The organism is Bacteroidota bacterium, assembly GCA_008933805.1.
Classification (GTDB): domain Bacteria; phylum Bacteroidota; class Bacteroidia; order UBA8524; family UBA8524; genus SB11.
This window is the reverse complement of record WBUH01000001.1, coordinates 346,249-372,097: the sequence shown is the minus strand read 5'-3', so window position 1 is coordinate 372,097 and position 25,849 is coordinate 346,249. Positions and strand designations below refer to the sequence as shown.

Genomic DNA, 25,849 nt, shown 5'->3' with positions numbered 1-25,849 from the left:
GACTAATGACAAAATTAACTACTCTTTTATCCGGCATTATGTGTGCCATTTTAAGCATCCCCGCTATTGCTCAACCCACAATCACGTCAAATTTTAACCCCATTAACGGTACAATCGGTACACAAGCCGCTGCTGACACTAACGGAGTTAAAGAAAGCGCTGCGGGTGCCAACCAAACTTACAATTTCAGCAACCTTTCACAAGTAGGCCAAGCCGTATCGTACACTTACGTATTGGCAAGCACTACTCCTTATGCTTCACAGTATCAAGGCGCAAACCTTGCTTACGCTGCCCAAAGCACACAAGGCAGTACCGGTTACACATACATAAAGACGACAAATAACTCGTATGAGTTGTTAGGTGTAGCGACTCCTGATGTACAGTATGTTTACACAAACAGTCAACTGGTTATGAGCTATCCTTTTACTTATAACTCAACTTTTACTGATTATTTTGAAGGTTCAGGCGAAAACTCACAAGGCATTGAAACCTTTAGAAAAGGATATACAACAAGTACTGCCGACGGTTACGGAACTCTTACTTTGCCCAACGGTACTTTTACGAATGTGCTGCGTGTGAAAACCGTACAAGACTATAAAGATTCTTTCGATTTTTTAGGTGATGCTTTTGAGTATAAGTACTTCTTTACTACCTACAGTTACTATTCTAACGACTACAGACTGCCTTTGTTAAACATCAGCTATAATGAAATTACAGAACCATTTTTGGGTTCTACATCAGTATCTAAATCGGTTGCTTTTTATCCTAACAGCACTACTTCGGTTCAGGAAAATGATTTAAACAATATCAGCGTTTATCCTAACCCTGCCAGCGACAGGTTTTTTGTGAACAATAACAACGATGCTGAAATTACCACCGTTGAAATACTTGATATAACCGGTAAATCGGTGCTATCTACCCCATATACAGCAGGTAACGGAGTTTCTACATCAGAACTTCCTGCCGGCATTTATATGGTACGTATTTGGAGTGGCGAGCTTGCAATTGGTACGCAACGTATCAACATTGTAAAGTAAGTTTACCCCTAACAATAAAAATACCCCGTGCTTAGTTAAAGTACGGGGTATTTTTATTTAGCTATGAAGAGGGTTATTTATTGATTACCAAACGGCCTGTGCCACGCGTACCGTTGGCGATATTGTTTAGAGTGTACACATATATGCCGTTGGTTAATTCAGTGGTGTTAAGAGTTACTGAGTTACCCTCTATGTTGTTGCCTACCCATACCGGTTTCCCTGTGATATCAAACACTTCAATGGTGTTATTCCCTGCACCTTCCCAAGTAAATGTTACATTAGAGGTAGCCGGATTGGGGAACACATTCACAGGTGTTTGCCCAATCGCCTTTGCTGAAAGCGGGCCATCAAACTCATAAATAATATGCCCTATTTGAATTACTCTGCCCGGATCATGATCAAATCGCACCCACTGTCGCAATAAACCATCGCTTCCATAAATGTATGTATAGTTATACGACTTCACCCACTTTGAATTCATATACAAATCAATTTCAAGTAAGCGTTCCCTATCAAGACTATCGTATTGGTAGGTATATCTTTGGAACAAACTCCAGGATGAAGAGGTTTTGTTCCAAAGCTCGTATATAGTGGTATGAACATTCCCCTTTGCATTGTAGCTGTAATAACTACGATAGAAAGGTGTGGCATTACCTAACGTATCAAGATTGTAATTGGTAACGGTATCTTGTTTGCCATCTGTAGTGTAAACGTATTCTTCTTTTGAGTTATTCCTCCAATTTCCATTAAAATAACGCAAATCATAAACGGTTTTTAATTTCTTATCCTGATCATATTGGTATGAATAACGTAAAAACGGATACCATTGCGTACCATCGTGTAGATTCCAATCATAGTAGTCCCTGTCTCCGTTTGAGTTATAAAAAAACTCCGCTTTGGAATAGTTTACCCAAGCAGCTTTAGATTCATCGAAATTTTGGGTGGTTTCTGTGGCAAGCCTGCCATTGTTGTCATAAGTATATATCCCTGTATCTTTAGGTATAAACTTACCGTCCTTAAATTGTTCGGTATAATAGCTCATCTGCTTTTTTTGCGCAGAAAGGGGTAACACAAACAACAAAGCAATACCCATTGTTGTTAAAAAAGTAAATGTTCTTTTCATTTCTAAAATTAGTTTACTCTCCTAACGCGGGGCTTAATAACGGAGTTGTAAGATATAACCCCTATCACACCTACGATTATACCAATGCAGGTATTGAAACTACATCATTACCATCATCGTATACTTGCTCTTTAAAATTATTACACCCCTCAAATCTTTAACGCCTACTTAAGTTTCTCAAACAAGTATTTACCCCCGCCTTGGCTAAAGTTAAACTTGTTTATCTCGCCACCCTCTTCAATAATAAAATCCATTCTTATTCCTGCTGCACTAAAGGTAAAAGTGGTTTCAGAATTTGCATCCAACGGAAATGCCCCCTGCCCTGTTGCCTGTGCCGTTAATGCACCGCTCACTGCTTTTATGGTAATCTTTAGGGGGAAATTTTCAGCCGCATACAATCCCTCATACGCGGTAAGTTTTTCAGGAGTAAGGGCAACTTTGCCTATTGGCGGTACTTCGTAAGGTTTCCCAAATGCTACGCTCAACAAGGCAATCATTACATCGTTCATTGAGTAGTTAGGACCGTTAATGGTTATAGCTGCTGAAAGGCTATCGCTTGGGAAATACCCCAACATTGAGCTAAATGCATCTATACCGCCCGTGTGTCCATACGACGTGCGTTGACCAAACGGGAAAGTAAAACACCCCATTCCATAACCGCCGTCTTGCTTTTTCATCTCTTCTAATGACGTGCTACTTATTAATTTGCCTTGGAATAAAGCCTCGGCAAACTTGCTCAAATCAGTAGGGGTGCTCACAATAGCTCCTGCCCCGTGCGGTATACTCATATCCGTTTCGGCTTCTTCCTCCCAATCTTGTCCGTTAAAACTGTACGAAGAAGCTTCGTTGTTTTTAATATCGATTGCTCCCCCGTAGTAGGTATTGGTTAGTCCTGCTTTTGCACAAATACGGGTTGTAAGTTCCTCGGCATAGGTTTTCCCTGTCAGGTTTTCAATAATGTACCCCAACAGCACATAGTTGGTATTGCTGTATGCGGCACGGGAGCCGGGGGTAAAATCCATCGGCAGTTTGTAGATTATGTCAAGTATTTCTGCCTGTGTTTTCTTTTGGGTATGATACTGCCCATAGGTTGCGTCGTCTGTAAAGTTGTGCAGTCCGCTGTGGTGGCTTAATAATTGACCGATGGTAATTTTATCCGCACTCGGCACATTAACGTAAAACTTATCCAACTTGGTATCAAGGGTTAACTTCCCCTCATCCACCAACTGAAAAATCATTGTGGCCGTAAACATTTTTGTGATAGACCCTATGCGGTATTTAGTAGCAATATCAGCCGGCAGCTTTTGTTTATCATCTATCTTTTTATACCCTATTGCCTTTGCATACAACACCTTGCCGTTTTTATAAACCACGGCACTGGCCATCATTTTGTTGTTTGCCTCAAGGGCAGTGAAAAGGCTGTCTAATTTCTGAATATTAATAGATTGCGAGCTACCTATAGAGGCAACTAACAACAGCAATAAAGCGGGTATCAGTTTTTTCATCGTGAATGAAGGATTAGTGAAGTAAAATTACCCCGCCTTCTCATCACGGAAAAAAATAATCCATAAACGGCTGTAAGAAGCCGTTAGAAAGAAACTTTGAGATTAAATAAACACTGTAGTTGAAAGCAGCATACTTTTTTCAAACGCTGCGATATCAAGGCCGGTTTCAACGTTGTTCTCCTGCATAAACTGTATCAGAAACTCCGTTGGCATATTACCTACCAAATCATCATCGGCCATCGGGCAGCCGCCAAAACCTTTAATAGCCCCGTCGAAACGGCGACAACCATTGCCCCAGGCGGCTTGCACTTTCTCGTGCCAGTTATCTTGTCGGGTATGTAAATGTGCACCAAACTCAATGTTTGGGTATTTTTTAATAAGATGCCCGAACAGATACGAAATAGTTTCAGGATTTGCCACCCCAACCGTATCTGATAATGAAATGGTCTTAATGTCTAACCCTGCCATCTTGTCCACCCATTCGTCAACTACGTCAGTGTTCCAAGGGTCGCCGTAATGGTTTCCAAAGCCCATGCTAATGTATATTACCAACTCCTTACCGTTATCCTTGCACAACGAGTGAATATACTTCACATTCTCAAACGATTGAGCAATGGTACTATTGGTATTTCTCACCTGAAAAGTCTCAGAAATAGAAAAGGGAAAGCCCAAATAATTTACCGCACTGTGACTAACGGCTGTCTCTGCACCTTGATTATTGGCTACAATGGCCAGCAACTTAGTATTGGTTGCACTAAGATCAAGGTTTTGAAGTACCGTTTCGGTATCCCGCATCTGCGGAATGATTTTGGGTGACACAAAACTGCCAAAGTCAAGTGTATCAAAGCCCACACGCAGTAAGCCGTTTATATATTCTATCTTTTTATCCGTGGGTATAAAATGGCTGAAACCCTGCATTGCGTCGCGCGGACATTCGATTATTTTCACCTTATTATCAAAAGTTTACACAAAATTTACTTACCCACCAAACCTACTAAAATTTAGCGGTGCACAAAAATACACCTGCTATTTATATATAATAATAGTGCCAACACTTAATTTTTCGTTGCTCCATTAGGTTTTTTAGTAACTTTGCTATCCTTTTTTAAAACCAGAAAAAAGAAAACAAACATTAAGAATTATCAACCCATTATAATGGAGACTCTGAACCCACAGGAAGAACTGGACAGGATAAACCTAGAAGTTGCCGATACCCACGAGGATTTAGGCGATGAGCCGGTGCAGGAAAACCTTACTTATGAAATTAGTACCGACCATGATGACGATACTGTTGACTACGGCACTTTAGGTAAGGAAGAATTGGTAGAACTTGCCATAAAAGCCGCTGCACAAGAAGATTTGAAAGATGCGGGTGAAATAATGCGCAACATTCGTCCACTGCTTGATAATATTTTTGCCGACGAGTATAATGCTGCCCTTGCCGCCTTTATTGAAGAAGGCAACGACAAGGATAGTTTTGAATATAAGGGCGACGGACTAAAGGAGAAGTTTTTTGAAGCTTATAAAGCTTTGCAACGCCGCCGTGCCCAAGAACGCGAAAAAGCAGAACAGGAAAAAACTAAAAACCTTGCTGCTAAACGCACCATACTTGAGAAACTAAAACATCTTACTGAAAGCGACGAAACAGCCAATAGCCTTGAAGAGGTAAAAGAACTTCAACGCGAATGGAAAAAAATACGCGTAGTGCCTCAGGAGTTTGTGCAAGAGTTGTGGGACAGCTACCGTTTTTATCTTGATAAATTTTACGACAATGTTTCTATCAACAATGAGTTGAAAGAACTTGACCGTAAGAAAAACCTTGAGAACAAGATTGAGCTTTGCAAAAAGGTAGGTGAGTTGCAGGAAGAAAAGTCGATTAAAAAGGCTTTGATACTGCTGAACAAATTACACGAAGAGTGGAAGAACATAGGACCTGTGCCTAAAGAGTTTGCCGAAGAAATTTGGAAACGATTTAAAGAGGCATCAGACCTTGTATACGAGCAGAAAAAAGGTGAGATAGCCAAGTTGCAAGAGGTGCGCGAGCAAAACCTGCAACTGAAAACAGCCATTTGTGAAAAACTGGAACTGTTGGTGAGCACTACTCCTGCTAAACCAAAAGAGTGGATTGAAATGACCAAACAAGTAAACGACTTGTTTGATGAGTGGCGTAAGATTGGTAAAGTTCCCCGCGAACAAAACGACAGTATTTGGGCGCGTTTCCGCGATTTACGCAACGGATTCTTTAATGATAAGAATGCGTTTTTCCGTAAGCTTAATGCTGAGAAAACTGAAAATCTTGCTAAGAAAACCGCTATTTGCGAACGTGCTGAAGCACTAAAAGAAAGCGAAGACTGGCAAGGTGCTGCCAACCAACTGAAAAAAATGCAGGAGGAATGGCGCAAAATAGGTCCCGCACCTGAAAAGGTATCGGACGCAATATGGAAACGTTTCCGTGCTGCCTGCGATAACTTCTTTAACCGCAAAGAAGAACACTTTAAAGGCCAAAAAGAGGAGCAACAAGGTAACTTGCAAAAGAAAACCGAATTGCTTACCCAGCTTGAAGGTTTGCTACAAAGCGAAGCCGATACTGAGGCTGCTTTTGCACAAGCCCGCCAAATACAAAAAGAGTGGGGCGAAGTTGGCTTTGTACCTTTTGACAGTAAAAAAGACATCCAAGCCCGCTTTAGCGATGCGATGGATAAGCTGTACAAGAAGCTGAAACGCAACCCTGAAGAAATGAGCGAAGCAAGGCTGAAAGAGCATTACGAAGAACTTTCGAGAATGCCTGATGCAAACACCAAGCTTAAAAACGAAGAGCGCAGGGTGCGCGAAAAAATTAAGTTTTTGCGCGGCGATATTGAAACGCTTGAAAACAACATCGGGTTCTTCCGCCAAGGGAATACCAAAGGCAGCAGCAACCCGTTTGTGAAGCAAATTGAGGAGAAGATAAATAAAGCCAGCGGACAACTTGCACGCCTTGAGCGCGAGTTGAAAGTAATCCGCTCGCTTGCCTAAGGGATATTTTGCTCAATACCGCTTTAAAATACCTTAAATACTACATTACATCAGTGGGTCCACACGGCATCCACTCCCCTTTTGTTTACGAACTGGCTACTAAAATTCTGCCTGATAAGCGCCCTTACGAGGGCTACAAACAGGCCGAGACAGTTCGTAAACAATTACTAAGGGATACTACGCTTATCGATGTAACCGACTACGGTGCAGGTGCCGGAAATGACGGCAAAAAATTATATCAACGTGCTATAAAAGATATTGCTCGTACATCGGCCAAACCTCCGAAACTAGCTAAACTGCTTCATCGCTTGTGTGCACACTACAAGCCTAAATACTTGCTTGAATTAGGCACTTCGTTAGGCGTAAGCACCATTTACCAAGCTACGGCAGTTGCAACCAACCACCCTACAAACTACACTTTTATAACGCTTGAGGGAAGCGAAAGCACCGCTACGATTGCCCGCAAAAACTTTGCTGAATGTGGCTTAGAGAACAACGTGCAGGTAGGTGTCGGTAATTTTGATGACACATTGCCTTTGTACTTAAAACAGTTCCCGCAATTAGACTATGTGTTTTTTGACGGAAACCACCGCTATCAACCCACTATCGATTACTTTCACCAATGCCTTCCCTTAGCGCATGAAAACACCTTGTTTGTGTTTGATGATATACGCTGGAGTGACGAAATGGAACGTGCGTGGGAAGAAATTAAAAATCATCCGCAAGTAACGGTTACCGTTGATTTATTCTTTATGGGCCTAGTATTCTTTAGAAAAGGCCAAGCCAAACAACATTTTACTGTACGGTTTTAAACCATTGAACAATTACCATTTGGATTTCCTTACCGCTGACTCGGTAAGGCCATAAAAACGAAAAACCCGCCTCCCGGCAGGTTTTTCAGAAATAAATAATTGCTTATGGTTACTTATGAATTTTTTCTTTTTAATTACCTCCAATAAAAACGGGTGCTGATTTGAATTCTGTGCCTGATTGTACTTTAACTGTGTAAAATCCTGCGCTCAATCCTTCGCCACTTATGATATACAACTCGCTATCGGTAGTTACCTTGCGGGTTTCCATCACCTTACGACCCAACATATCATATACATTTATTTCAGCTCCTGCGTCTTTTATTACAGGAAAGCGAACGTATATGCTACGGGTATCAGTGCTAATTTCAATTGGGTTTTTACTACTTAAGTAGTCTTCAAATACACCGTTTGAATTGGTTTTTTTGAAGTGCAAAACAAACCTGTTAGCTTGGTTTGTACTTGTATGTGCAAAATTATATTTTTTATTTAAAAGTATATCAGTTTTTGTTCCTGTTTTTCTATCCTCTAAAATAATTTCATCCACTTGATATGGGTTTGTAAACTCAAAATCCATTTCAAAAGTTCCATCAAGTTTAGATTCAAAAGGCATTTCTACCGAGTAAAAGTCATCTTTGATTTCTTTTAACACATTAAATACTGCACTCTTCCCATCTTCGGTCAAAGTGTAAAGATTAGGAGCATAAGGGTCGTTTTTCAGTTTATGGGCATCCAACCTGTCAAACTTATTATTACCCCTAAATTGGTCGAACCATAAATACGCTTCATCACTTACCTTTTCAGGGCTTTTCACCTTAATACGCAACATATCAAAGTCGTTAGTTTTGCGTCCGATGTTGTTATACATCGAGTCTGTGGTACGCCAGCTGTTGTTTACAGTAAAAGAAGCGCTATCGATTGCAGCTCTTACATAAAACACATGGAACGGGGGAATAACACTGCGACCGCCATTTGCAACAAGTCCGTTTTCAGCGCGGTACATTGAGTACACTCCGCGTTTTTTACAACCACCGCAACCTACGCTATCATCCCAAGTACCGCTAATATCCCATACATAGTATGAACTACCACCCTCAAGGTCAGCTTGCTCTTGGCAGCTGATACCGCTGGGATATGGATTAGCTATCATGTGCCAACCTACAGTATCATCATATCCCTGTCCGGTATATCCGTTGGGATTATTACGACCTAACATAGTTGTGAAGTTGCCAGTACCCGGGTAAGTACCGTTAATATCAATCATAAAGCTTGCAGCACTGGGTTGAAAACCATAGCTAAGCGGCCACAAGTAGATGGCGTAGTGCTTGTTGTGCATAGTTTCATCGGCTGTAACGGGCCTCCAAGAATTTACCAAACGTGTTTGATCAAAATTCCATACGTTCCAGTGAGAAGCAGGAGAGTAAAATAAAGTAATATCGTCGTTAAGCTCGTTGCTCAGGGTCGCATCTTTAAGCGGAGAAGTAAAGTGTCTCCATTGTTCTAATGAAGATTGTACCCCATCTCCCACTTGCATTTCCATGTACATGGTGTCTTCAATCGTTCCAGTACCTATCCCTGCAACTTGTCCGTATTGAGTAGGGCTAAGAGCCTTAAGTTTTAAGCGTTTATCATTAGCATCCAGTGAGCCTGCCAAGTGATATACTACACCGCGAATTTGGGCTGTATCACCGCAAACCACTGTAGCACCTGAACGATTTATGGTTAAATCTTTAAGCCTGTTGGTTTCGTTAGGGGTAGTTTGATCTAAAAACATTGTATCATTACCGCCTGAACCATCAAACACCATTATTGAGTTTCCATTCGCCTTAAAGCGTCCGGTACTTCCTTGCCCTTCCACCTTACCACTTTGAGTAATACGGAAGTTGCCCAACAGTAAGTTGCCTTGAGAAAACAATGTTGTATTGGCCACAGTCATGCTATCAAGCATGGTAACGTTGTTATTATTATTAACAGTAATACCTGATAGCGACCTATTTTGCATGTTAACGTTTTGGGCGGCCGTTGCGTTAAATATCACCGGGCCGTTTCCTTGTACATTTGAAGCAGAGACCCAGTTGGTGCCTTTAAAAGCTACGATTGTGCCTCCGGTTATGTAAACGTTGGTTGATGCTTTTATCTCAACATCGTATTGTGAGTATCCTGCAAGGGCCGGCAATACCATCACAGCAGCAAGTGCTGTCCTTACGATACTTTTGGGCGTGTTAAACAGTTTCATATTCCGGTTCCTTATTATGGAGTTTATACCCTTTGGATAGTGATTAATTATCGTTGTATGCTATTTCAGTCCAAGCTGAACCATTCCATATCATCATAATGATATCATTTTCATACAAATCGCGGGTACCTTCGGTATTGGTATTGTGTGTACCAACGTTGTCAATTATCCTGATTCCGTCAAAACCACCGGCAGTAATACATTCGATGATTATTATCTGACCTACCTGTAAGCCGGGGCTAAGTACAATTGAACGCAACGATGGAGAGTTGTCAGAATCGATGCGTAAGTATGAACGGTTGTCTACTTCATATGGGAAGTTATTTGAGTTTACAATGGTAACTGTACCGTTTGTAAGTGTCGTACGAGGACGTAGTGAAAAACCACCGTGCACGTCAAGTGCAGTAAGAGGGTCTTTGTTATCAATACCTACGTTACCACCCCATGTAGCTGTAATTACGTTTGAGCGGTCGCAAAATTTGTGACCGTTACCTACTACAAATAAGTGGTTGGTACTATCTACCCAAAGGCGGTTACCGGTTACTGTATCGTTGTATGAACCTAAAGCAACCATGTTGTATGAGTTAACAAATAAGTTTTCACCGTGTGCACTGCTGTGCACGCCTTCAACCACGTTAAGTTCACCGCTAACAACACCGTAACTGGCAGTACCTTTTAAGATGTTATTGCCACCAAAAACGGCTGCAAAATCAGCCCCGCTTTGTACTTTATTATTGTCACCTGTTGTAAGAGTGTAGCTGCTATAAACGCTATCGGTTAAACCATATACTAATGAGTTTGTCCCTGTAGCTACGCTGTTTTTACCGCCCACAAATGTGCGCTTGCCTGCTACAAACTGCCCCGTTTTGTTATTGTTAACACGAATTACAAAATCTACTGAATCTGTTGTTCCGATAAAGTTTGAAGATGCACTGGTTCCGGCATTACCATTAATCGACCAAGTAGTGCTTAATGCGCTTGCCAATGAGCGTTTGTAAACCACGCCTGTAGGGTCTATTACTAATAAAGTATCAAGTGCGTTGTGGCTCATGCCCAAAACCCTTAATGGGTTTGATGAGGCAGCAAGTGTTAAGGCATTTGTTGGGGTAGTAGCACCAATACCAAAATGACCGCTGCTTGCTAATACCATACGTTGCACGTTATTAGAGCGGAAATTCAAATCGGTTGCATCGGTTGAACCTATAAAATTTGAACCGGTAAGTGAAGAGTTTCCTGTAAGGCTCCAAAAATTGCTGGCGTTTGCACAAGTGCTTTGCCATGATGAGCCATTATAAACATAAACACAAGAATTGGTGGTGTTGTATATCATCAATCCCGCTGCGGGGCTTGATATCAAATTCATTTCTGAATTTGTCATACGGGGTAAAAGAAACCCGTGGGTAGTTGATGAAAGTTCTAATATAGAAGAGCTATGTGGGTTAGTAGTTCCTATACCCATTTGGGCATTAGATGTAGTAACAAAAGCACTTATAAACAAAACTGTAAAAACCGACGTAACAAAATTCTTCATCGTATTCCTTAAAATTTTTGGTGATACAAAGATTAAAAGGAACTATCCAACGCCCTACCTAATTTATATGAATTGCGGTATTAATATGCGAACGGCTGGTTTTAAAAAGTATCTAAAAAAATGTGTTCAGAATTTAAAATCTATTTTGACGGAATTTTTCTAGAAACGCACTAAAAACAATGCCTGTATGGAAATCCATACAGGCATTAATACGTGTTTTGTAGAATATTCGGTCTAAAATAATTTAAAGTTAGCTGAAAAACCTTTTTTCTTATTACCGCTTTTCTCTACAAACTTAACTCCGTATTGTTCAAGCTCTTTTAGCACAGGGATATAAATCTCTTTATGAACGGGTATAATAACCCCGCGCGATTTTACCTTATTATTCAGTATCAGCTTGGTAGCCATAGCCAGCGGTAAACCCACCGTTTTTGCCATTGCGGTGTATTGGTTGTTTTCTCCCTTCACCTCAAGACTCGATTGAATAATACTTTCTTTCTTGCCTTTTTTGCAATGTATCTCATGATACATCACAATCATATCCTTGTCTTTGGGTTTTAGTTTAAGCTTTTTCTCAAGCAACTTCTGCAAAATTTGAGCAGGCGTTACATAAGTCATCCCTATCTTTTCATCACTCAACAAACCAAGCCAATCAATTGCTTTGTACTCTTTATCGCCCTTTTCTATTTCAAAATTCTTCCACAAAAAGGCATCAAGTTCAGATTTAGCAGGTAAAAACGAGCTTGCAAATTGTTTGTAGGTAAGCTCTGAAGCATCCTCAATCACAAAAGAATCATCGGTAATGCCTAATGCCACCAAACAATTCCATTTTTTGCAAAATCCTTTGTGGCGAAGTGTTCCGCGCAAAACAGTTTTTGCATTTTTTATCCCGTAAGGGTCGATGTATTTAAGCGAGTCTCGGTTTACATAGGCATCATAACCACCTTCGCCGGGTACTTTTATTTTTTCGATTTGTGAAAACACGCGGCTGTAAGGCACATACTTTATCTGCCCATCATCCAAATAGCGAGAGGTACCTTGTCCGGCCAACACCACATTTCTTGGGTTCCAGGTTACTTTATAGTTCCACGGATTATCGTCGCTTTCAGGTGCTATTAAGCCCCCGCAATACGATTTAAACACGGTAACCTCTCCCCCATCTTCGGCTATTGCATCAATCAGCTTTTTGGCGCTCATGTGATCAATACCGGGGTCAAGGCCCATCTCAGTTAAGAAAACTAAATCAGCTTTTTTGGCCGCATCCGATAAGCCTTTCATTTCAGGGCTTGTGTACGATGCAGTTACAAGATGTTTGCCGTACTTTATACAGTCTTCAGCAATCAGGCTGTGCAGTGTAGCAGGCAGCAGAGATATAACTATATCAGAATCTTTTATATATTGCTCTCGCTCTTTCTCGTCAGTGGCATTAAAGGCAATGGGGATGCAATTAGCTAATTTAGCCGTGATTGCTTCCGCTTGTTTTTTATTTGCATCGGCAACAACAACCTGCCAGTTTTCAGCCTGCGAATGGTCTGAAAGATACTTGACAAGATACGAAGATGATTTGCCAGCTCCTATGAGCAGGATTTTACGCATACAGGGCAAAACTAAAACAAGAATTTGAATTCTAATGTTAAATTTTACAATAGCTTAACACTCTATTAATCATTTATAACCGTTTTTTTATGTATCAGAAAAGTACAGCAACCACATTGAGTGTTTTCGCATCAGAAGGCGAATTATCGGAAAACCTGAAAGAAATACTTATAAAAGCCCGAAAAAATACTGAAAACTCATACGCACCCTACTCTAAATTCAGGGTGAGTTGTGCGTTGCAACTTACCGACGGCACTTTGGTTATGGGCTCCAATCAGGAAAACATTGCGTACCCGTCTGGTCTTTGTGCTGAAAGAGTAGCCATTTTTGCAGCAGGAGCACAATACCCCCACACACCGCCAAAAGTAATTGCCATTACCGCAACATCAGAAAAGGGAGTGGTTAATCACCCTCCTACCTCTTGCGGGGCTTGCCTGCAAGTAATGGCTGAATATGAAAAGCGGTTTAATACCGAGTTGACGATTGTGCTGAGTGGTGAAAGTGGGGAAGTGTATGTTGCCGAAGGGGTGAAACAATTTATGCCGTGGAGTTTTGCCAGCGACTTAGTATAACCCCCTGTATATGCATGTATTATATAATTACTTAACGTATTTTTGAGATATGTTGAATAAAGTAAAGCCTTGGATATTTGCACTGCTGTTGTTTGTAACCGCCCTCACAGGCTGGAGCCAAACCAAACAAAACACCTTTTTAGTAAGTGTGGGCAATAATACTATTTCAATGCCTTCATTCAAATTCAATCCGCTGCGACCTTCGTTCCAGGTGGGTTTTGAAAAGGTTTGGACGCAGAAAAAATTCAGCTTGGTTCAAAATTTCAGAGCCGGTTATTTTTACCAGCGTTTGGTGCATCACGGAGTACCCATTTACACACAACTGGGCTATCGCTATACGTTTAAATTCGGGTTGCAAGCGGCTGCATATCTTGATGCAGGCTATATCCACACGTTTACGGATGTGCAGGTGTATAAACTAAACAGCAACGGAGAATATGAACGTGCTGAACGTGCAGGCAGAGCGCACGCCATGTTTGGCTACAGTGTATTACTTTCTTATCCCTTTAAGGGCAAAAAGATTGCTTTCACTCCTTTTATCCAGCATCAGTTTTGGATGATGACCCCGTTTGTTAAAAGCTATGTACCCCTGCTGCCCAATAGCGCGGTACACATTGGCACTTACTTCACCCTAAACCGTTCTGCAAAATGAAGTACCTACTACTATATATATGCTGCATCGCAGCTTTGCTAACTTCATCATGTAAAGATGGGGCTGTCCCTCCTACCCAAACCTGTGAAATTGATTTTGTTGACAGCAGTCAAAACCACCCCAAAGCGGCTATCTATCAAAACATCTTAAATACGTATGTGAAAAAAGGACTACCCGGAGCTGTATTATACATTCGCGATGACAACGGTGTTTGGATAGGTTCGGCAGGAAAAGCTGATATTGATAAGAACATTAACATGGCCCCTTGCGTAGTTTCGAAGGTGGCCAGTGTAACCAAAATGTTTGTGGGTACCGTGGCTCACCTAATGGCCGAAGAAGGCAAATTTGATTACGACGACCCTGCTGCGGCCTACCTTCCCGCCGAGGTAGTTGAAAAAGTAGCCAACGCAAATTGCGCTACCATCCGCCAGTTGATGAATCATACATCGGGAATTTATGATCTTACCACTAACAGTAAGTTTTATTTGGAGGTTTTGAACAACCCCGACCAAACGTGGGACTCTGATGAGTTGATTGAGTTTGCTTACGGACAAGATGCCAACTTTGCCTGCGGCCAACGGGCAGATTATTCAAACACCAATACGATGTTGCTGGGCATGGTACTGAGCAAAATAGCAGGTCGCCCGCACCATGAGTTGGTGAAAGAAAAAATCCTTACCCCGTTAAATCTGCAACACGTGTATTACTACTCAAACGTGGGGTTGCCGGCCAATACTGCACAAGGATATTTTGATTTGTATAACAACGGCACCATTGTGAATGTGAGCAACTACAACACAGGCAGCGGTAACGGATACGGGGGTATGTATGCAACCGTTCGCGATATTGCCATTTTTGCTGACGCTTTGTTTAGGGACAAAACATTATTGAAACAAGCTACGCTTGATGAGATGCTTACGTTTAACGAGGAAGACCCCTACATATTTTTAGGATTGGGAGCCATGAAACGTTTCAGCTACAAAGGCGATACTAAGTTTGCCTACGGCCACACAGGGCGCGACTTGGGATACAGTGCCGATTGCTTCTATTTCCCTAATCAGAAAACTACGATGACATTTATTGTAAACTACGGCACCAATGCTAAAAGCGGATTGAAACAAACGTTTTTAGATTTTGAAGATGCTGTGATTACAGAGATAACGAAGTAGATTATCCTCTTATAAAATAGATGTCGGATTGAAATCCGACCCTTTTGCGATTACAAAGCGTGTAAGGACTTAAGTCCTTACACGCTTTGTAATTTTAACAGTATAGGGTTTAAACCCTATACCGTATCTCAACTTTTCAATATTGGGTTTTAGTGTAAACACCTAACTTCGCAACCACGTATGGGAATTAAGTCGATACTTGCCAAACCGCTGGCAGCCATTGTTAGCAAGCAAATTAAAAAATGGGCCTCACAACCTGTTGAAACCCAACAAAAGGTATTTAGCAGCCACATGGCCGTATTGGCGCAAACAGCCTTTGGCCGCGACCACGGTATCACGGCAACTACAACTTACGAGCAGTTTAAAAAACAAGTACCCGTGCGTGATTACGAAGCTCTGCGCCCCTACTTGGAGCGTGTAGTAGCCGGCGAGGAAGACGTAACTTGGAAAGGCAAACCTTTATACCTGTCAAAAACATCGGGCACTACATCGGGGGTAAAATACATACCCATTAGTAAAGAAAGTATGCCCAACCACATTAACTGCGCCCGAAACGCATTGTTGATGTATATAAACGAAACCGGAAATGCAGCCTTTATTGACGGCGGTTTGATTTTCTTATCGGGCAGCCCTGAGTTGGATAAAAAGAACGGCATTTTTACGGGTCGCTTATCAGGTATAGTAAACCACCACGTACCCCAGTACCTGCGACGCAACCAACTACCCAGCTACACCACTAACTGCATTGACGATTGGGAAACCAAAGTGGATGCTATTGTGGGCGAAACTGTGAATAAGGACATGACGCTTATTAGCGGTATTCCACCTTGGGTACAGATGTATTTTGATAAACTGACCGAGAAAACAGGCAAGAAGATTAAAGACATTTTCCCCAACTTCAGCGTGTTTGTGTATGGTGGTGTAAACTTTGAACCCTACCGCAAAAAGCTGATTGACAGCATAGGCAAACAAATTGACACGATTGAAACTTACCCCGCATCAGAAGGGTTTATAGCATTTCAAGACAGTCAGAAAGAAGAAGGCTTGTTGCTGGTACTAAACGAGGGTATCTTTTTTGAGTTTATCCCAACGGCTGAATATTTTGACGAAAACCCCACCCGCATCAGTCTTAAAGATGTGCAAGTGGGCGTTAACTATGCAGTGATATTAAACACCAATGCGGGGCTTTGGGGCTACAGCATTGGCGATACGGTAAAATTTGTAAGCACTGCTCCCTACCGTTTGGTGGTTACAGGTCGTATAAAACACTTTATATCAGCCTTTGGCGAACACGTAATTGGCGAAGAAGTAGAACACGCGCTTATGAGCGTGGCTGCCGAAGAAGGTGTAGATGTGATTGAGTTTACGGTAGCTCCCTACGTTTCGCAAACTAAAGGACAAAGCTACCACGAGTGGTTTGTGGAGTTTGGTACTGAGCCTAAAGACTTAGCTGCCTTTGCAAAAAAAGTAGATGAAGCCCTGCAAAAGAAAAACGTGTATTACTACGATTTGATAGTGGGCAATATCCTGTTGCCTTTAAAACTTAACAGCGTACCCAAAAACACCTTTATTAATTACATGAAGGCCGAGGGTAAACTAGGCGGGCAAAATAAAGTACCACGCTTGAGCAACGACCGAAAAATAGCTGATAAACTCACTGAACTGTCTTCTCAATCCTAACAATGAAATACCTGCTGCTATTGTTGGCCGTGTTGCCCATCGCTTCATTTACATTCATACATTCTAATCAAACAGAAAAGAACTGTGTTTACTTTCACACAGGGAGTTTTGGCACCGGAGACAAAAGTGTACCCGAAGGGTATTACATTTTGGAGCGAAACGACAGCATCCAAAAAGAAATAATACACGGTACAAACAAGTGGACTACCTATAAAATAAAGTGGACCAGCGATTGCGAGTATACACTTGACTTTATAGACTGTTATCCCAAGAGCATGGTGTATATGCTTCCAAAAAAGGTTAAAACAAAAATATTGGAAACCCGCGGAGACTCTTGCTTTTACCACGCCTCGGGAAACGGAGCATCAGTAAAACTATGGATGGTGAAGCTGGATAAAGTCCAATAAAATTTTTATCCTTTGCTTTAAACCCTGCCTGCTAACTATACGTTAAGTGAGATAGTTATGGCAAAAATTTACCCCCTGCTACTTCTAGTAACGCTCTTGTTCGCTTGCCAAAAAAAGGACGTGGAGCCCATTTCCTCAAAAACACTTGGCTGTACCGAGATTTTGGAGCAAACACACCCCCTGCGCTTATTGGCCATGCAATTGGTGTATGAAACAGTAACAACAGATACTTCACACCCTGATTATAATAATGTGTTGTTGCCTGCAAAACTGTTAGACAAAACCACCGACGATTTAACAGCCATAAGCCAATTAAACGATAAAGAATCTGACACCGTTTTTAGCATGGCTAAAATCCATAAATACTTCCGTAATGATGTATTGCGGATGTTAACGGTAGAAGCACCCAAAACACCTTGTACCGATAAATTAAGATATTATACCATCACCCCTCAATGTTCATCGGTAGACAGTTTATTGGCTAAGTACAATTTTAGTACCCACAAAACTTCTACAGAACCATACCCGCCCGGTACAGGCGATATAAAATACCTTTACGTTTTCGGCTTGCCTTCCGCTGAACACAGTGGCAATGGCAAAAAAGCTAAATCAAACGGGACTGGTATATTCTGCGCACCCCTTTCCGCCTCCCGTGGGCAAGGGGTTGCAAGTATTTACGGAGCATACCACAACACACACGTTTTACACCTTTGGCTACGGCTGGGACGATTGCCAAAGCGGATGTATGAATTGGCGGTTCTGGAAATTTAGTGTGAGTGTTATGGGGAAAGCTTCTTTTATAGAAAGCTGGGGGGATGATAATCCTTTATTCCTATAAAAACGCTCGTATATTTGTTGTAGTTCAAAACATAAAACCAAACACTTTTTGTTTTGCATTAAAAATATTATTACCTTTGCCGTCCTTTTAAAACTGAAAGTATAATACGATGAAAGCTGATATACATCCAAAAAATTACCGCAAGGTTGTGTTTAAAGATATGTCTTGCGACTATGCCTTTATGACCCGTTCTACTGTTGAAACCCGCGATACCATTGTATGGGAAGACGGTAACGAATACCCTTTGTACAAATTGGAGATTTCATACAAATCGCACCCTTTCTTCACTGGTAAATCAAACTTGATAGATACAGCCGGACGTATCGACAAATTCCGCAAACGTTACGCTAAAAAATAAGTTTCGTTTTAAACTTATTTCATAATATTGAAGCCCCTGATATATCGGGGGCTTTTTTATTATTGTAGCCTGATGAATATTATCCTTTTCGATACCAAACAACGCATTAACCTGCTCCCGCTTACTTTTACGCGCCCTATGGGTGAACTAAGGGTAGGTATATTAACTGCTGCTGAAAGGTGGAAACACCTTACCAAAGCCCCCATCAGCTATAAAACCCAACCGTATCTTTCAACCTTATTCCCCATGCAGTTGAGTGCTGATAACTACTTTATCAATGGCGGTGTAGTTGCTGATACCGAATTGGCAAAAGAAATTATAGCACTTAGTATAGGTGAAGCACTTTACAGCAATGGCTCATTAATAGCTGCAAGGCTTACCCAAACCGACGGAGAAGGCTTTGACGCAAATACCTTCGCTCCTGCCAATAAGCGTGAATTTTACGGTGCGCTTGAAATTAAAGCCACACACGATGTGTTTATGCTAAATGACAAAGCTCTTCGTTCTGACTTTAAACTGCTAACTGAAGGACGCAAAAGCAAAGCCATTAGCGATACTAACAGGGTAATTGCCCCTGAAAATATATTTATTGAAGAAAGTGCTACCGTAGAGTGCGCCAACCTTAATGCGAGCACAGGCCCTATATACATTGGCCCTGATGCAGAAGTAATGGAAGGCAGCAGCATACGCGGCCCGTTTGCCCTTTGCGACCACTCACAGCTTAAGCTAAACACTAAAATTTACGGCCCAACCACCGTTGGTCCGCATAGTAAGGTTGGCGGCGAAGTAACCCGCAGTGTAATTATGGGATACAGCAACAAAGGCCACGACGGCTTTTTGGGCGATAGTGTATTGGGCTACTGGTGTAATTTGGGAGCCGACACCAACAATAGCAACCTAAAAAACAATTACGCCGAGGTGAAACTGTGGGATTACGAAAGCAAACGCTTTAAAAAAACAGGCTTACAGTTTTGTGGGCTTATTATGGGCGACCATAGCAAGTGCGGTATTAACACCATGTTTAATACAGGCACAGTGGTAGGAATTTGTGCCAATATTTTCGGGGCAGGCTTCCCCCGCAATTTTATACCTGATTTTGCTTGGGGCGGAGCACAAGGGTTTGAAACCTACCTACCCGCTAAAGTATTTGAAACCGCCGAGCTGGTGTACCAACGCAGGGGCAAAACCCTTACCGATGACGAAAAAGCAATGCTTACTGAAGTGTTTAACCAAACCAAAGAAGACAGGTTTTGGGAGAACGCTAAATAATTTCATGAGTAGCGTTTATGTTGGTGTATTAACCGCATAAAAATGATGCTCAGGATATTAACTTTAAACTGAAAACTTAAAACTAAAAGATAGATGCGCAAAACGATTATCGCCGGAAACTGGAAGATGAACAAAACAGCCGAAGAGGCTCAAGGATTAGTATCAGAAATAGTGAACATACACCGTGATGAGATAAACAACGGTGCTGAGGTAGTAATTATCCCCCCCTTTGTTCACCTAAGCGGTACTTATAGTCTTATAAAAAATTCAGCCGTTAAGTTGGGCGCACAAAATTGCAGCGAACACGAAAGCGGAGCATATACAGGCGAAATTTCAGCAGGTATGTTGGTTTCATACAATGCATCGTTTGTGATAATAGGTCACAGCGAACGCCGCCAATATTTTGGTGAAACCAATGCTTTACTGGCCAAAAAGGTAGATATAGCCCTTAAACACAACCTTACTCCTATTTATTGCTGTGGCGAAACCATTGAGCAACGCAATGCAGGAGAGCACTTCAACGTTAACGAAACACAAATAACCGAAGGGTTATTCCACCTTAACGCTGATGAAATGAAAAAAGTAGTTATTGCCTACGAACCTGTGTGGGCAATAGGCACAGGTGTAACTGCCAGCAGCGCACAAGCGCAAGAAGTGCACGCATTTATACGCAGTACTATTGCTAAAAAATACGGAAACGAAGTGGCACAAAGCATTACCATACAATACGGGGGAAGCATGAAACCCGAAAATGCAGCTGAACTATTGGCACAACCGGACATTGACGGTGGCCTTATTGGTGGAGCTGCATTAAAATCGCGCGACTTTATCGAAATTATTAAAGCCGCCCGCTGATGCAATACCTAGAATTCAACATCCCCTGCAACGCCGAATTGGGCGAAATACTAATGGCCGAACTCTCTGAAGTGGGCTTTGACAGTTTTTTGCAAGACGAAGACCATATAAAAGGTTACGTTGAGCAAGAATCGTTTGACCCTGAAGAGTTGAGAATTATTCTTGAGTACTACAACATCCCTCAAGATGCCATTCGCAAAAGCATGATGGAAAACAAAAACTGGAACGAAGCATGGGAAAGCAACTACCAATCGGTGGTAGTTGCTGATAAATGCTACATCCGTGCTGATTTCCACGAGCCTAAACCACAATACCCGTATGAGATTATCATACAGCCTAAAATGTCTTTCGGCACAGGCCACCATGCCACTACATCGCAAATGATGGAGCTGATGCTGGTTAAAGATCTTAGAGGCAAAACCGTATTGGATATGGGTTGCGGCTCGGGCTTACTGGCCATACTTGCCTATAAAATGGGTGCAAAAATGATTACCGCTGTTGATAACGATGAGTGGGCGTATAAAAACACCCTAGAAAACATCGTACGCAACAAGGTACAAAGTACCCATGTAGTATTGGGCGAAATTGAGGATGTTGAACATGAGAAATACGACATCATCCTATCTAATATTACCAAAAACATTAACCTTGAATACATAGCCCACTATGCCGGAATGATGAAAAAAAATGGTAGGCTTATTGTATCAGGTTTTTATGAAAGCGACCTAGAGGATATTAAAAACCACGCAATAAAATTTGGTTTCAGGCTGTTAAGCAATAAGACCACTAATAACTGGACAGCCGCAATTTTTACTTATGATGAAGTTTTATAAAAGTATAACCGCGTTTTTATTTTTAGCTGCACTTATTACATTCTCAAAAACCGCCAATGCCCAAAAAAGCTTTGGCAGAGAGCCCGAAACCTTTATGAAGGAATTGGAGGCTTTTATGACCAAAGACCGCAACGAAAGCGGTAAGTTGGTTTTTGAAGCATTTAAGGCAAAGTGGGCGGCCAAAAGTATTCCCGACGACAACTTGCAACGCATAATAATTACTTGTAATGAAATGCTTGACAAGAAGTTGCGCCCCAACCCCGACTTTGAAAACTTCTTGAACACAGTGATTGCCTTTGTAAACGAAGGCAAGATGGAAAGCCACCACATGAAGTGGGACAAATTAGTACGCCCCTACTACAACAAGAAGGGACGTGACTTGGCTTTGTTTATAGAAACAACGTTGGGTTTGTTGCAAAGCGGTGCAAGCAGTAATACTAAAACACGCACATGGTACATACTCTCAAAAGACTTTGATTTTGTAGAAACAAACGGCAGACCAAGCGCCACATTTGTCAAAACCGATATTAAATGTGTAAGTCCGCGTGACTCTGGTTTCTTGTACGAAACCAAAGGCACCTTTTTTATGGACGACCTGACCTGGGATGGAAAAGGTGGCAATGTATCTTGGGAAAGGGCTGCACTTGACCCCAAAGTGTGCTTTGCCAAACTGGATAAATACGCCATTAATTTTGAACGAGGCGAATACCGTGCTGATTCAGTAAAATTTTACAACAGCGAGTACTTACCCGGTGAGGTATACGGGCATTTGGATGAAAAGATAATGGACCAAGTGAGCAGTGCTGAAAAAGCCAGCTATCCTCGTTTTACCTCTTACAGAAAAGACCTTATCATCAACAAATTTGTTGAAAACGTGCGCTATGTGGGCGGTTATGCCCAACACGGAGCCAAGATACTTGCCAGCGGTGATGAGAAAAATCCCGCTACCTTCCGCTATTACTATAAAAACCGTTTGGTATTGCAGGTTTCGGGCGAAGAGTTGTTTGTATTTAAAAACGAAAAAGTAGTAACCGACGATGCTTCTGTTACCATTTTCTTAGATTCAGGAACCACTATTTTCCACCCCCGTGTAAACTTTAACTACCAAGTGGCCGAAGAAAGGGTAACCATTACCCGCGGTACTGAGCCTTTGTTTAGGGCACCTTTTATAGACAATTATCACAACATGGAAATCCATGCGGATGTGATTACCTGGAACATAAAAGAACCCAAGATTGATATTAAAATGATTTTGAAGGACGAAGCAGCCACCTTCTATTCATACAACTTCTTTAAAGAATACCGTTACGAAAAGCTGCAAGGGATGCTTGCCTATAACCCCTTGCAAAAAATTAAACAGTATTGCGATGAAAAGAAAGTAAAAGAGTTTTACCTGAAAGATTACTCAAAATGGGCAGCGAGTACGGTTGATAATCTTATCCCGCAGTTTATTACCCTGCACGATGCTGGCTTCTTAAAGTACTACGGCACCAACCAGTTTGTGCAGGTGTATGAAAAAACCTTTAACTACGTAAACTCACACTTTGGCCGTACAGATTATGACGTAATCAGCTTTCAATCTGTTATCGGTGGTTTGCCCAATGCAAGTATTAACCTTGAAAACTTCGATATGAAAATCGAAGGGGTGCCGCAAGTAAAATTCTCTGATTCGCAAACCGTATTTGTAATACCTACCGAACAACGTTTTACACTTCGCGGCAACCGCGAAATGAAACTTGAAGGTAAAGTAAGAGCAGGTCGTTTCGAATTTTTTGGTAAAGGCTTTAGCTTCAACTACCAAAAGTTTACGATTGATATGAACAACGTAGACTCTATGCGTTTGTTCTTCCCTGACGAGAACAACAACCTTGTAAAAGTAAACTCGGTACTGCAAGACATTAGCGGTACGTTGTTTATTGACCAACAATACAACAAATCAGGATTGAAAGAATATTCTGAATACCCCATTTTTAAAAGTAACAAGGGTTCAAAGGTTTACTACGATTACTACACCACATTTGGCGGGGTATACAAGCGCAGTAACTTCTACTTTAGCGTTGACCCTTTTACCATCGACAGTTTGGATAACTTCTCACGTTCGGGTCTTCGTTTCCCCGGCACGTTCACTTCGGCGGATATTTTCCCTGAAATGCGCGAAACCCTTGTGCTGATGGATGATTACTCGTTAGGTTTCATCAAAACCGCTACCCTACCTATGTATAGGGGAACAGGAAACACTACCATGACCATGAACCTGAGCAACAAAGGGTTGTTTGGTACAGGCGAAATAAGCTTTGCGGGTTCGGTAACCAAATCAGATAAGTTTACTCTGTTCCCTGATTCTACCAATGGTTTTAGTGAGTCGTTTGATTTGAAAGAAAGCACCCTTAACCCCGGAGTAAAGGGCAAAAACGTGTACACCCATTGGGAACCCTACAACGACCGTATGAGCCAATTTACTATTGATGAGCCAATGAGCCTATATACCGATGCTAAGTTTTTTGGCGAGTATATTTTGGGTAAAAAAGGGTCAAAAGCCAATGGTGATATGCACTTTAATGATGCCATACTTGGTTCGCGAAACATGAGCCTTGGCCAAAAGAAATTTAACGCGGATACCTCTACCCTTGTTATCAAATCAATTGATACCAGTAAATATGCATTTAGGGCTATAAATGTGAAAGCCGACGTAAACATGGAAAAACGTATCGGTGACTTTAAAGCCTTGGGCGATGGTGCCAACTCTGAGTTCCCTTACAACTCATACAAAGGCTCGCTAAACGAGTTTAAATGGGATATTAAAGCCAAAACCTTGCGCTTTATTGCACCTCCCGGAACACCGGAAGAGAAGCAATACTTTGTATCTACCAATGGTGCGCAAGACTCGCTTAACTTCATGTCGAAGGATGCTTTGTACGACTTAAAAGACTTTGTACTGTATGCTAATAAAGTGCCTTACATAAACATTGCCGATGCCCGCGCCATACCTGATAGCGGCAAGGTAGTAATACGCCAATACGGTGCAATGGATACTTTGCGCAAAGCAAAACTATTGGTAGATACTGCCAACAAATACCACACTTTGTACGATTGTAAACTGTTTATAGCCGGCAAATACCAATACTATGGAGATGGGTATTATGACTACGTTGACCGTTCGGGCAAAAAGAACAAAATATTGTTTAATGATGTAAGGGCTGAAAAGCTGACCAAACAAACGGTTGCCAGAGGTACTATCAATATTCCGCATGATTTTACACTATCGCCACGCATAAAATACCGAGGGGATGTGATACTGACGGGTGCTAACCGAGGGCTTGATTTTGACGGGTTCTTTATGGCCGATACTGAGGTTGACCCCCCACTTACTTGGTGGGTGCGTCACAAGCAGATTATCGCGCCTGACTCTGTGTTCTTACAAGTGGTTGAGCCTAAAAATGATGATAAAAAAGACCTGTTCACCGGTTTCTGCGTAGCGAATGATACTGCACTTATGTACAGCAACATATTTAGCCGCAAGCGTAACTATTCTGACGGTGAAATATTAAATGTAAACAAAGGCGTATTCTTCTACGATGATGCCGCAGGTGAGTTTATCTATGCTGATTCACAAAAACTATACGCGAACAGTCCCAAAGGAAACTACTTTAGCTATAACCACAAGGATGGTGAAATGTATGGCGAGGGTAATGTAAACTTTGGAGTGAACACAGGCGAGCTTAAAATGAGCACTGCGGGTAATGTTACCCACTCATTAAAAGACTCTTCGTTTGAGATTAAATCAATCCTGTTGCTTGATTTCCCCTTCCCTGAACCTGCCCTAAAACGCATGTTCGACCAATTGGTGGCTAACGGAACGGGAAATATCTCTTCAAACGAAACTGAACCTTTCTTAGAAAAAGCACTGGCAGAGATATTGGACGAAAAAGCATTTGCTAAAGCCAAAGAAAGTATCGAAAAAACAGGCCGTGTAGAACCTATTAGCGAACTGGCTAAAACACTTTTCTTTACCGATGTTGATTTTGTTTGGAGCCCCAAAACCAAATCGTTTAAGGCTGAAGGAAACTTTGGTTTATCAAACCTTGGTAAAGATAAATTAGGAAAGAAAATGAGCGTGAATATAGAAATTGAGCGTAAGCGTAGCGGTGATGAAATTACATTCTATATCGAATCGGGTAGTGATGATTGGTATTTCTTTAACTATGTTCGTAATAAGTTATACGTGCTTTCTACTGATAATGACTTCATGACCATTATCAAAGAAAACCTTGAAAAGTACACCAAAGACACATTTAGTATAGGTTTAGCCACTGAACAGGGCAGAAAGAAATTTTTGCGTAGTTTTGAAACCGAATAATACACCA

20 protein-coding genes are annotated in these 25,849 nt (G+C 41.6%); 14 read left to right on the top strand and 6 right to left on the bottom strand.

The genetic code is table 11. From position 1 onward, the window contains the following. The first annotated feature begins 5 nt into the window (after window positions 1-5). Window positions 6-1,037, top strand: a complete 1,032-nt coding sequence (locus tag F9K23_01720; protein KAB2918884.1) for a T9SS type A sorting domain-containing protein — start codon at window positions 6-8, stop codon at window positions 1,035-1,037. A gap of 73 nt (window positions 1,038-1,110) precedes the next feature. Here F9K23_01720 and F9K23_01715 read toward each other — a convergent pair whose 3' ends face one another. The 3 genes from F9K23_01715 to F9K23_01705 form a co-directional block, all read right to left on the bottom strand. Next, window positions 1,111-2,160 (bottom strand): T9SS type A sorting domain-containing protein, encoded by a 1,050-nt coding sequence (locus F9K23_01715; GenBank protein ID KAB2918883.1) that lies wholly within the window; start codon window positions 2,158-2,160, stop codon window positions 1,111-1,113. 164 nt (window positions 2,161-2,324) lie between these two features. Further along, window positions 2,325-3,665 carry a beta-lactamase family protein gene (locus F9K23_01710; protein ID KAB2918882.1) on the bottom strand — a complete coding sequence of 447 codons (1,341 nt, stop codon included), beginning with the start codon at window positions 3,663-3,665 and terminating at the stop codon, window positions 2,325-2,327. Window positions 3,666-3,767: 102 nt separating this feature from the next. Beyond that, a complete protein-coding gene (locus tag F9K23_01705) occupies window positions 3,768-4,583 on the bottom strand; it encodes a hydroxymethylglutaryl-CoA lyase (protein ID KAB2918976.1) in 816 nt (271 codons plus the stop codon). A 237-nt stretch (window positions 4,584-4,820) separates the two neighbouring features. On the opposite strand from F9K23_01705, the gene F9K23_01700 reads away from it, so the two are divergent. Beyond that, window positions 4,821-6,680 carry a DUF349 domain-containing protein gene (locus F9K23_01700; GenBank protein KAB2918881.1) on the top strand — a complete coding sequence of 620 codons (1,860 nt, stop codon included), beginning with the start codon at window positions 4,821-4,823 and terminating at the stop codon, window positions 6,678-6,680. A gap of 5 nt (window positions 6,681-6,685) precedes the next feature. Then, window positions 6,686-7,492: a class I SAM-dependent methyltransferase gene (locus tag F9K23_01695; GenBank protein ID KAB2918880.1), complete on the top strand. Its 807-nt coding sequence runs from the start codon at window positions 6,686-6,688 to the stop codon at window positions 7,490-7,492. Window positions 7,493-7,622: 130 nt separating this feature from the next. On the opposite strand, the gene F9K23_01690 is transcribed toward F9K23_01695, so the two are convergent. The 3 genes from F9K23_01690 to F9K23_01680 form a co-directional block, all read right to left on the bottom strand. Then, on the bottom strand, window positions 7,623-9,725 hold the full coding sequence (locus tag F9K23_01690) for a T9SS type A sorting domain-containing protein (protein ID KAB2918879.1): 2,103 nt from the start codon (window positions 9,723-9,725) through the stop codon (window positions 7,623-7,625). 43 nt (window positions 9,726-9,768) lie between these two features. Next, window positions 9,769-11,256: a hypothetical protein gene (locus tag F9K23_01685; protein ID KAB2918878.1), complete on the bottom strand. Its 1,488-nt coding sequence runs from the start codon at window positions 11,254-11,256 to the stop codon at window positions 9,769-9,771. A 234-nt stretch (window positions 11,257-11,490) separates the two neighbouring features. Next, complete coding sequence (locus F9K23_01680) at window positions 11,491-12,852, bottom strand: saccharopine dehydrogenase (protein ID KAB2918877.1); 1,362 nt, start codon at window positions 12,850-12,852, stop codon at window positions 11,491-11,493. Window positions 12,853-12,941: 89 nt separating this feature from the next. On the opposite strand from F9K23_01680, the gene F9K23_01675 reads away from it, so the two are divergent. From F9K23_01675 to F9K23_01625, 11 genes are all read left to right on the top strand, one after another. Continuing rightward, window positions 12,942-13,424 (top strand): cytidine deaminase, encoded by a 483-nt coding sequence (locus tag F9K23_01675; GenBank protein ID KAB2918876.1) that lies wholly within the window; start codon window positions 12,942-12,944, stop codon window positions 13,422-13,424. 49 nt (window positions 13,425-13,473) lie between these two features. Then, on the top strand, window positions 13,474-14,076 hold the full coding sequence (locus F9K23_01670) for a hypothetical protein (protein ID KAB2918875.1): 603 nt from the start codon (window positions 13,474-13,476) through the stop codon (window positions 14,074-14,076). Further along, window positions 14,073-15,245: a beta-lactamase family protein gene (locus tag F9K23_01665; protein KAB2918874.1), complete on the top strand. Its 1,173-nt coding sequence runs from the start codon at window positions 14,073-14,075 to the stop codon at window positions 15,243-15,245. The genes F9K23_01670 and F9K23_01665 overlap by 4 nt, the downstream gene beginning before the upstream one ends. Before the next feature lie 180 nt (window positions 15,246-15,425). Continuing rightward, window positions 15,426-16,925 (top strand): GH3 auxin-responsive promoter family protein, encoded by a 1,500-nt coding sequence (locus F9K23_01660; GenBank protein ID KAB2918873.1) that lies wholly within the window; start codon window positions 15,426-15,428, stop codon window positions 16,923-16,925. 2 nt (window positions 16,926-16,927) lie between these two features. Continuing rightward, the gene (locus F9K23_01655) at window positions 16,928-17,332 is read left to right on the top strand and encodes a hypothetical protein (GenBank protein ID KAB2918872.1); all 405 of its coding nucleotides are present in this window, start codon (window positions 16,928-16,930) and stop codon (window positions 17,330-17,332) included. A gap of 57 nt (window positions 17,333-17,389) precedes the next feature. Continuing rightward, entirely contained in the window at window positions 17,390-18,103 is a 714-nt protein-coding gene (locus F9K23_01650) for a hypothetical protein (protein KAB2918871.1), read from the top strand. A gap of 176 nt (window positions 18,104-18,279) precedes the next feature. Continuing rightward, window positions 18,280-18,528 (top strand): type B 50S ribosomal protein L31, encoded by a 249-nt coding sequence (locus tag F9K23_01645; protein ID KAB2918870.1) that lies wholly within the window; start codon window positions 18,280-18,282, stop codon window positions 18,526-18,528. Between the two features lie 72 nt (window positions 18,529-18,600). Further along, a complete protein-coding gene (locus F9K23_01640) occupies window positions 18,601-19,797 on the top strand; it encodes a glucose-1-phosphate thymidylyltransferase (protein ID KAB2918869.1) in 1,197 nt (398 codons plus the stop codon). 93 nt (window positions 19,798-19,890) lie between these two features. Then, the gene (locus F9K23_01635; GenBank protein KAB2918868.1) at window positions 19,891-20,652 is read left to right on the top strand and encodes a triose-phosphate isomerase; all 762 of its coding nucleotides are present in this window, start codon (window positions 19,891-19,893) and stop codon (window positions 20,650-20,652) included. Next, on the top strand, window positions 20,652-21,485 hold the full coding sequence (locus tag F9K23_01630) for a 50S ribosomal protein L11 methyltransferase (GenBank protein ID KAB2918867.1): 834 nt from the start codon (window positions 20,652-20,654) through the stop codon (window positions 21,483-21,485). The genes F9K23_01635 and F9K23_01630 overlap by 1 nt, the downstream gene beginning before the upstream one ends. Beyond that, window positions 21,469-25,842, top strand: a complete 4,374-nt coding sequence (locus tag F9K23_01625) for a hypothetical protein (protein KAB2918866.1) — start codon at window positions 21,469-21,471, stop codon at window positions 25,840-25,842. The genes F9K23_01630 and F9K23_01625 overlap by 17 nt, the downstream gene beginning before the upstream one ends. Window positions 25,843-25,849: the final 7 nt, after the last annotated feature.

What these genes read in the sequence shown, in the direction of transcription:
- F9K23_01720 (KAB2918884.1), top strand. Translation starts at nt 6, where the DNA reads ATGACAAAATTAACTACTCTTTTATCCGGCATTATGTGTGCCATTTTA.
- F9K23_01715 (KAB2918883.1), bottom strand. Translation starts at nt 2,160, where the DNA reads ATGAAAAGAACATTTACTTTTTTAACAACAATGGGTATTGCTTTGTTG.
- F9K23_01710 (KAB2918882.1), bottom strand. Translation starts at nt 3,665, where the DNA reads ATGAAAAAACTGATACCCGCTTTATTGCTGTTGTTAGTTGCCTCTATA.
- F9K23_01705 (KAB2918976.1), bottom strand. Translation starts at nt 4,583, where the DNA reads ATGCAGGGTTTCAGCCATTTTATACCCACGGATAAAAAGATAGAATAT.
- F9K23_01700 (KAB2918881.1), top strand. Translation starts at nt 4,821, where the DNA reads ATGGAGACTCTGAACCCACAGGAAGAACTGGACAGGATAAACCTAGAA.
- F9K23_01690 (KAB2918879.1), bottom strand. Translation starts at nt 9,725, where the DNA reads ATGAAACTGTTTAACACGCCCAAAAGTATCGTAAGGACAGCACTTGCT.
- F9K23_01685 (KAB2918878.1), bottom strand. Translation starts at nt 11,256, where the DNA reads ATGAAGAATTTTGTTACGTCGGTTTTTACAGTTTTGTTTATAAGTGCT.
- F9K23_01680 (KAB2918877.1), bottom strand. Translation starts at nt 12,852, where the DNA reads ATGCGTAAAATCCTGCTCATAGGAGCTGGCAAATCATCTTCGTATCTT.
- F9K23_01675 (KAB2918876.1), top strand. Translation starts at nt 12,942, where the DNA reads ATGTATCAGAAAAGTACAGCAACCACATTGAGTGTTTTCGCATCAGAA.
- F9K23_01670 (KAB2918875.1), top strand. Translation starts at nt 13,474, where the DNA reads ATGTTGAATAAAGTAAAGCCTTGGATATTTGCACTGCTGTTGTTTGTA.
- F9K23_01665 (KAB2918874.1), top strand. Translation starts at nt 14,073, where the DNA reads ATGAAGTACCTACTACTATATATATGCTGCATCGCAGCTTTGCTAACT.
- F9K23_01660 (KAB2918873.1), top strand. Translation starts at nt 15,426, where the DNA reads ATGGGAATTAAGTCGATACTTGCCAAACCGCTGGCAGCCATTGTTAGC.
- F9K23_01655 (KAB2918872.1), top strand. Translation starts at nt 16,928, where the DNA reads ATGAAATACCTGCTGCTATTGTTGGCCGTGTTGCCCATCGCTTCATTT.
- F9K23_01650 (KAB2918871.1), top strand. Translation starts at nt 17,390, where the DNA reads ATGGCAAAAATTTACCCCCTGCTACTTCTAGTAACGCTCTTGTTCGCT.
- F9K23_01645 (KAB2918870.1), top strand. Translation starts at nt 18,280, where the DNA reads ATGAAAGCTGATATACATCCAAAAAATTACCGCAAGGTTGTGTTTAAA.
- F9K23_01640 (KAB2918869.1), top strand. Translation starts at nt 18,601, where the DNA reads ATGAATATTATCCTTTTCGATACCAAACAACGCATTAACCTGCTCCCG.
- F9K23_01635 (KAB2918868.1), top strand. Translation starts at nt 19,891, where the DNA reads ATGCGCAAAACGATTATCGCCGGAAACTGGAAGATGAACAAAACAGCC.
- F9K23_01630 (KAB2918867.1), top strand. Translation starts at nt 20,652, where the DNA reads ATGCAATACCTAGAATTCAACATCCCCTGCAACGCCGAATTGGGCGAA.
- F9K23_01625 (KAB2918866.1), top strand. Translation starts at nt 21,469, where the DNA reads ATGATGAAGTTTTATAAAAGTATAACCGCGTTTTTATTTTTAGCTGCA.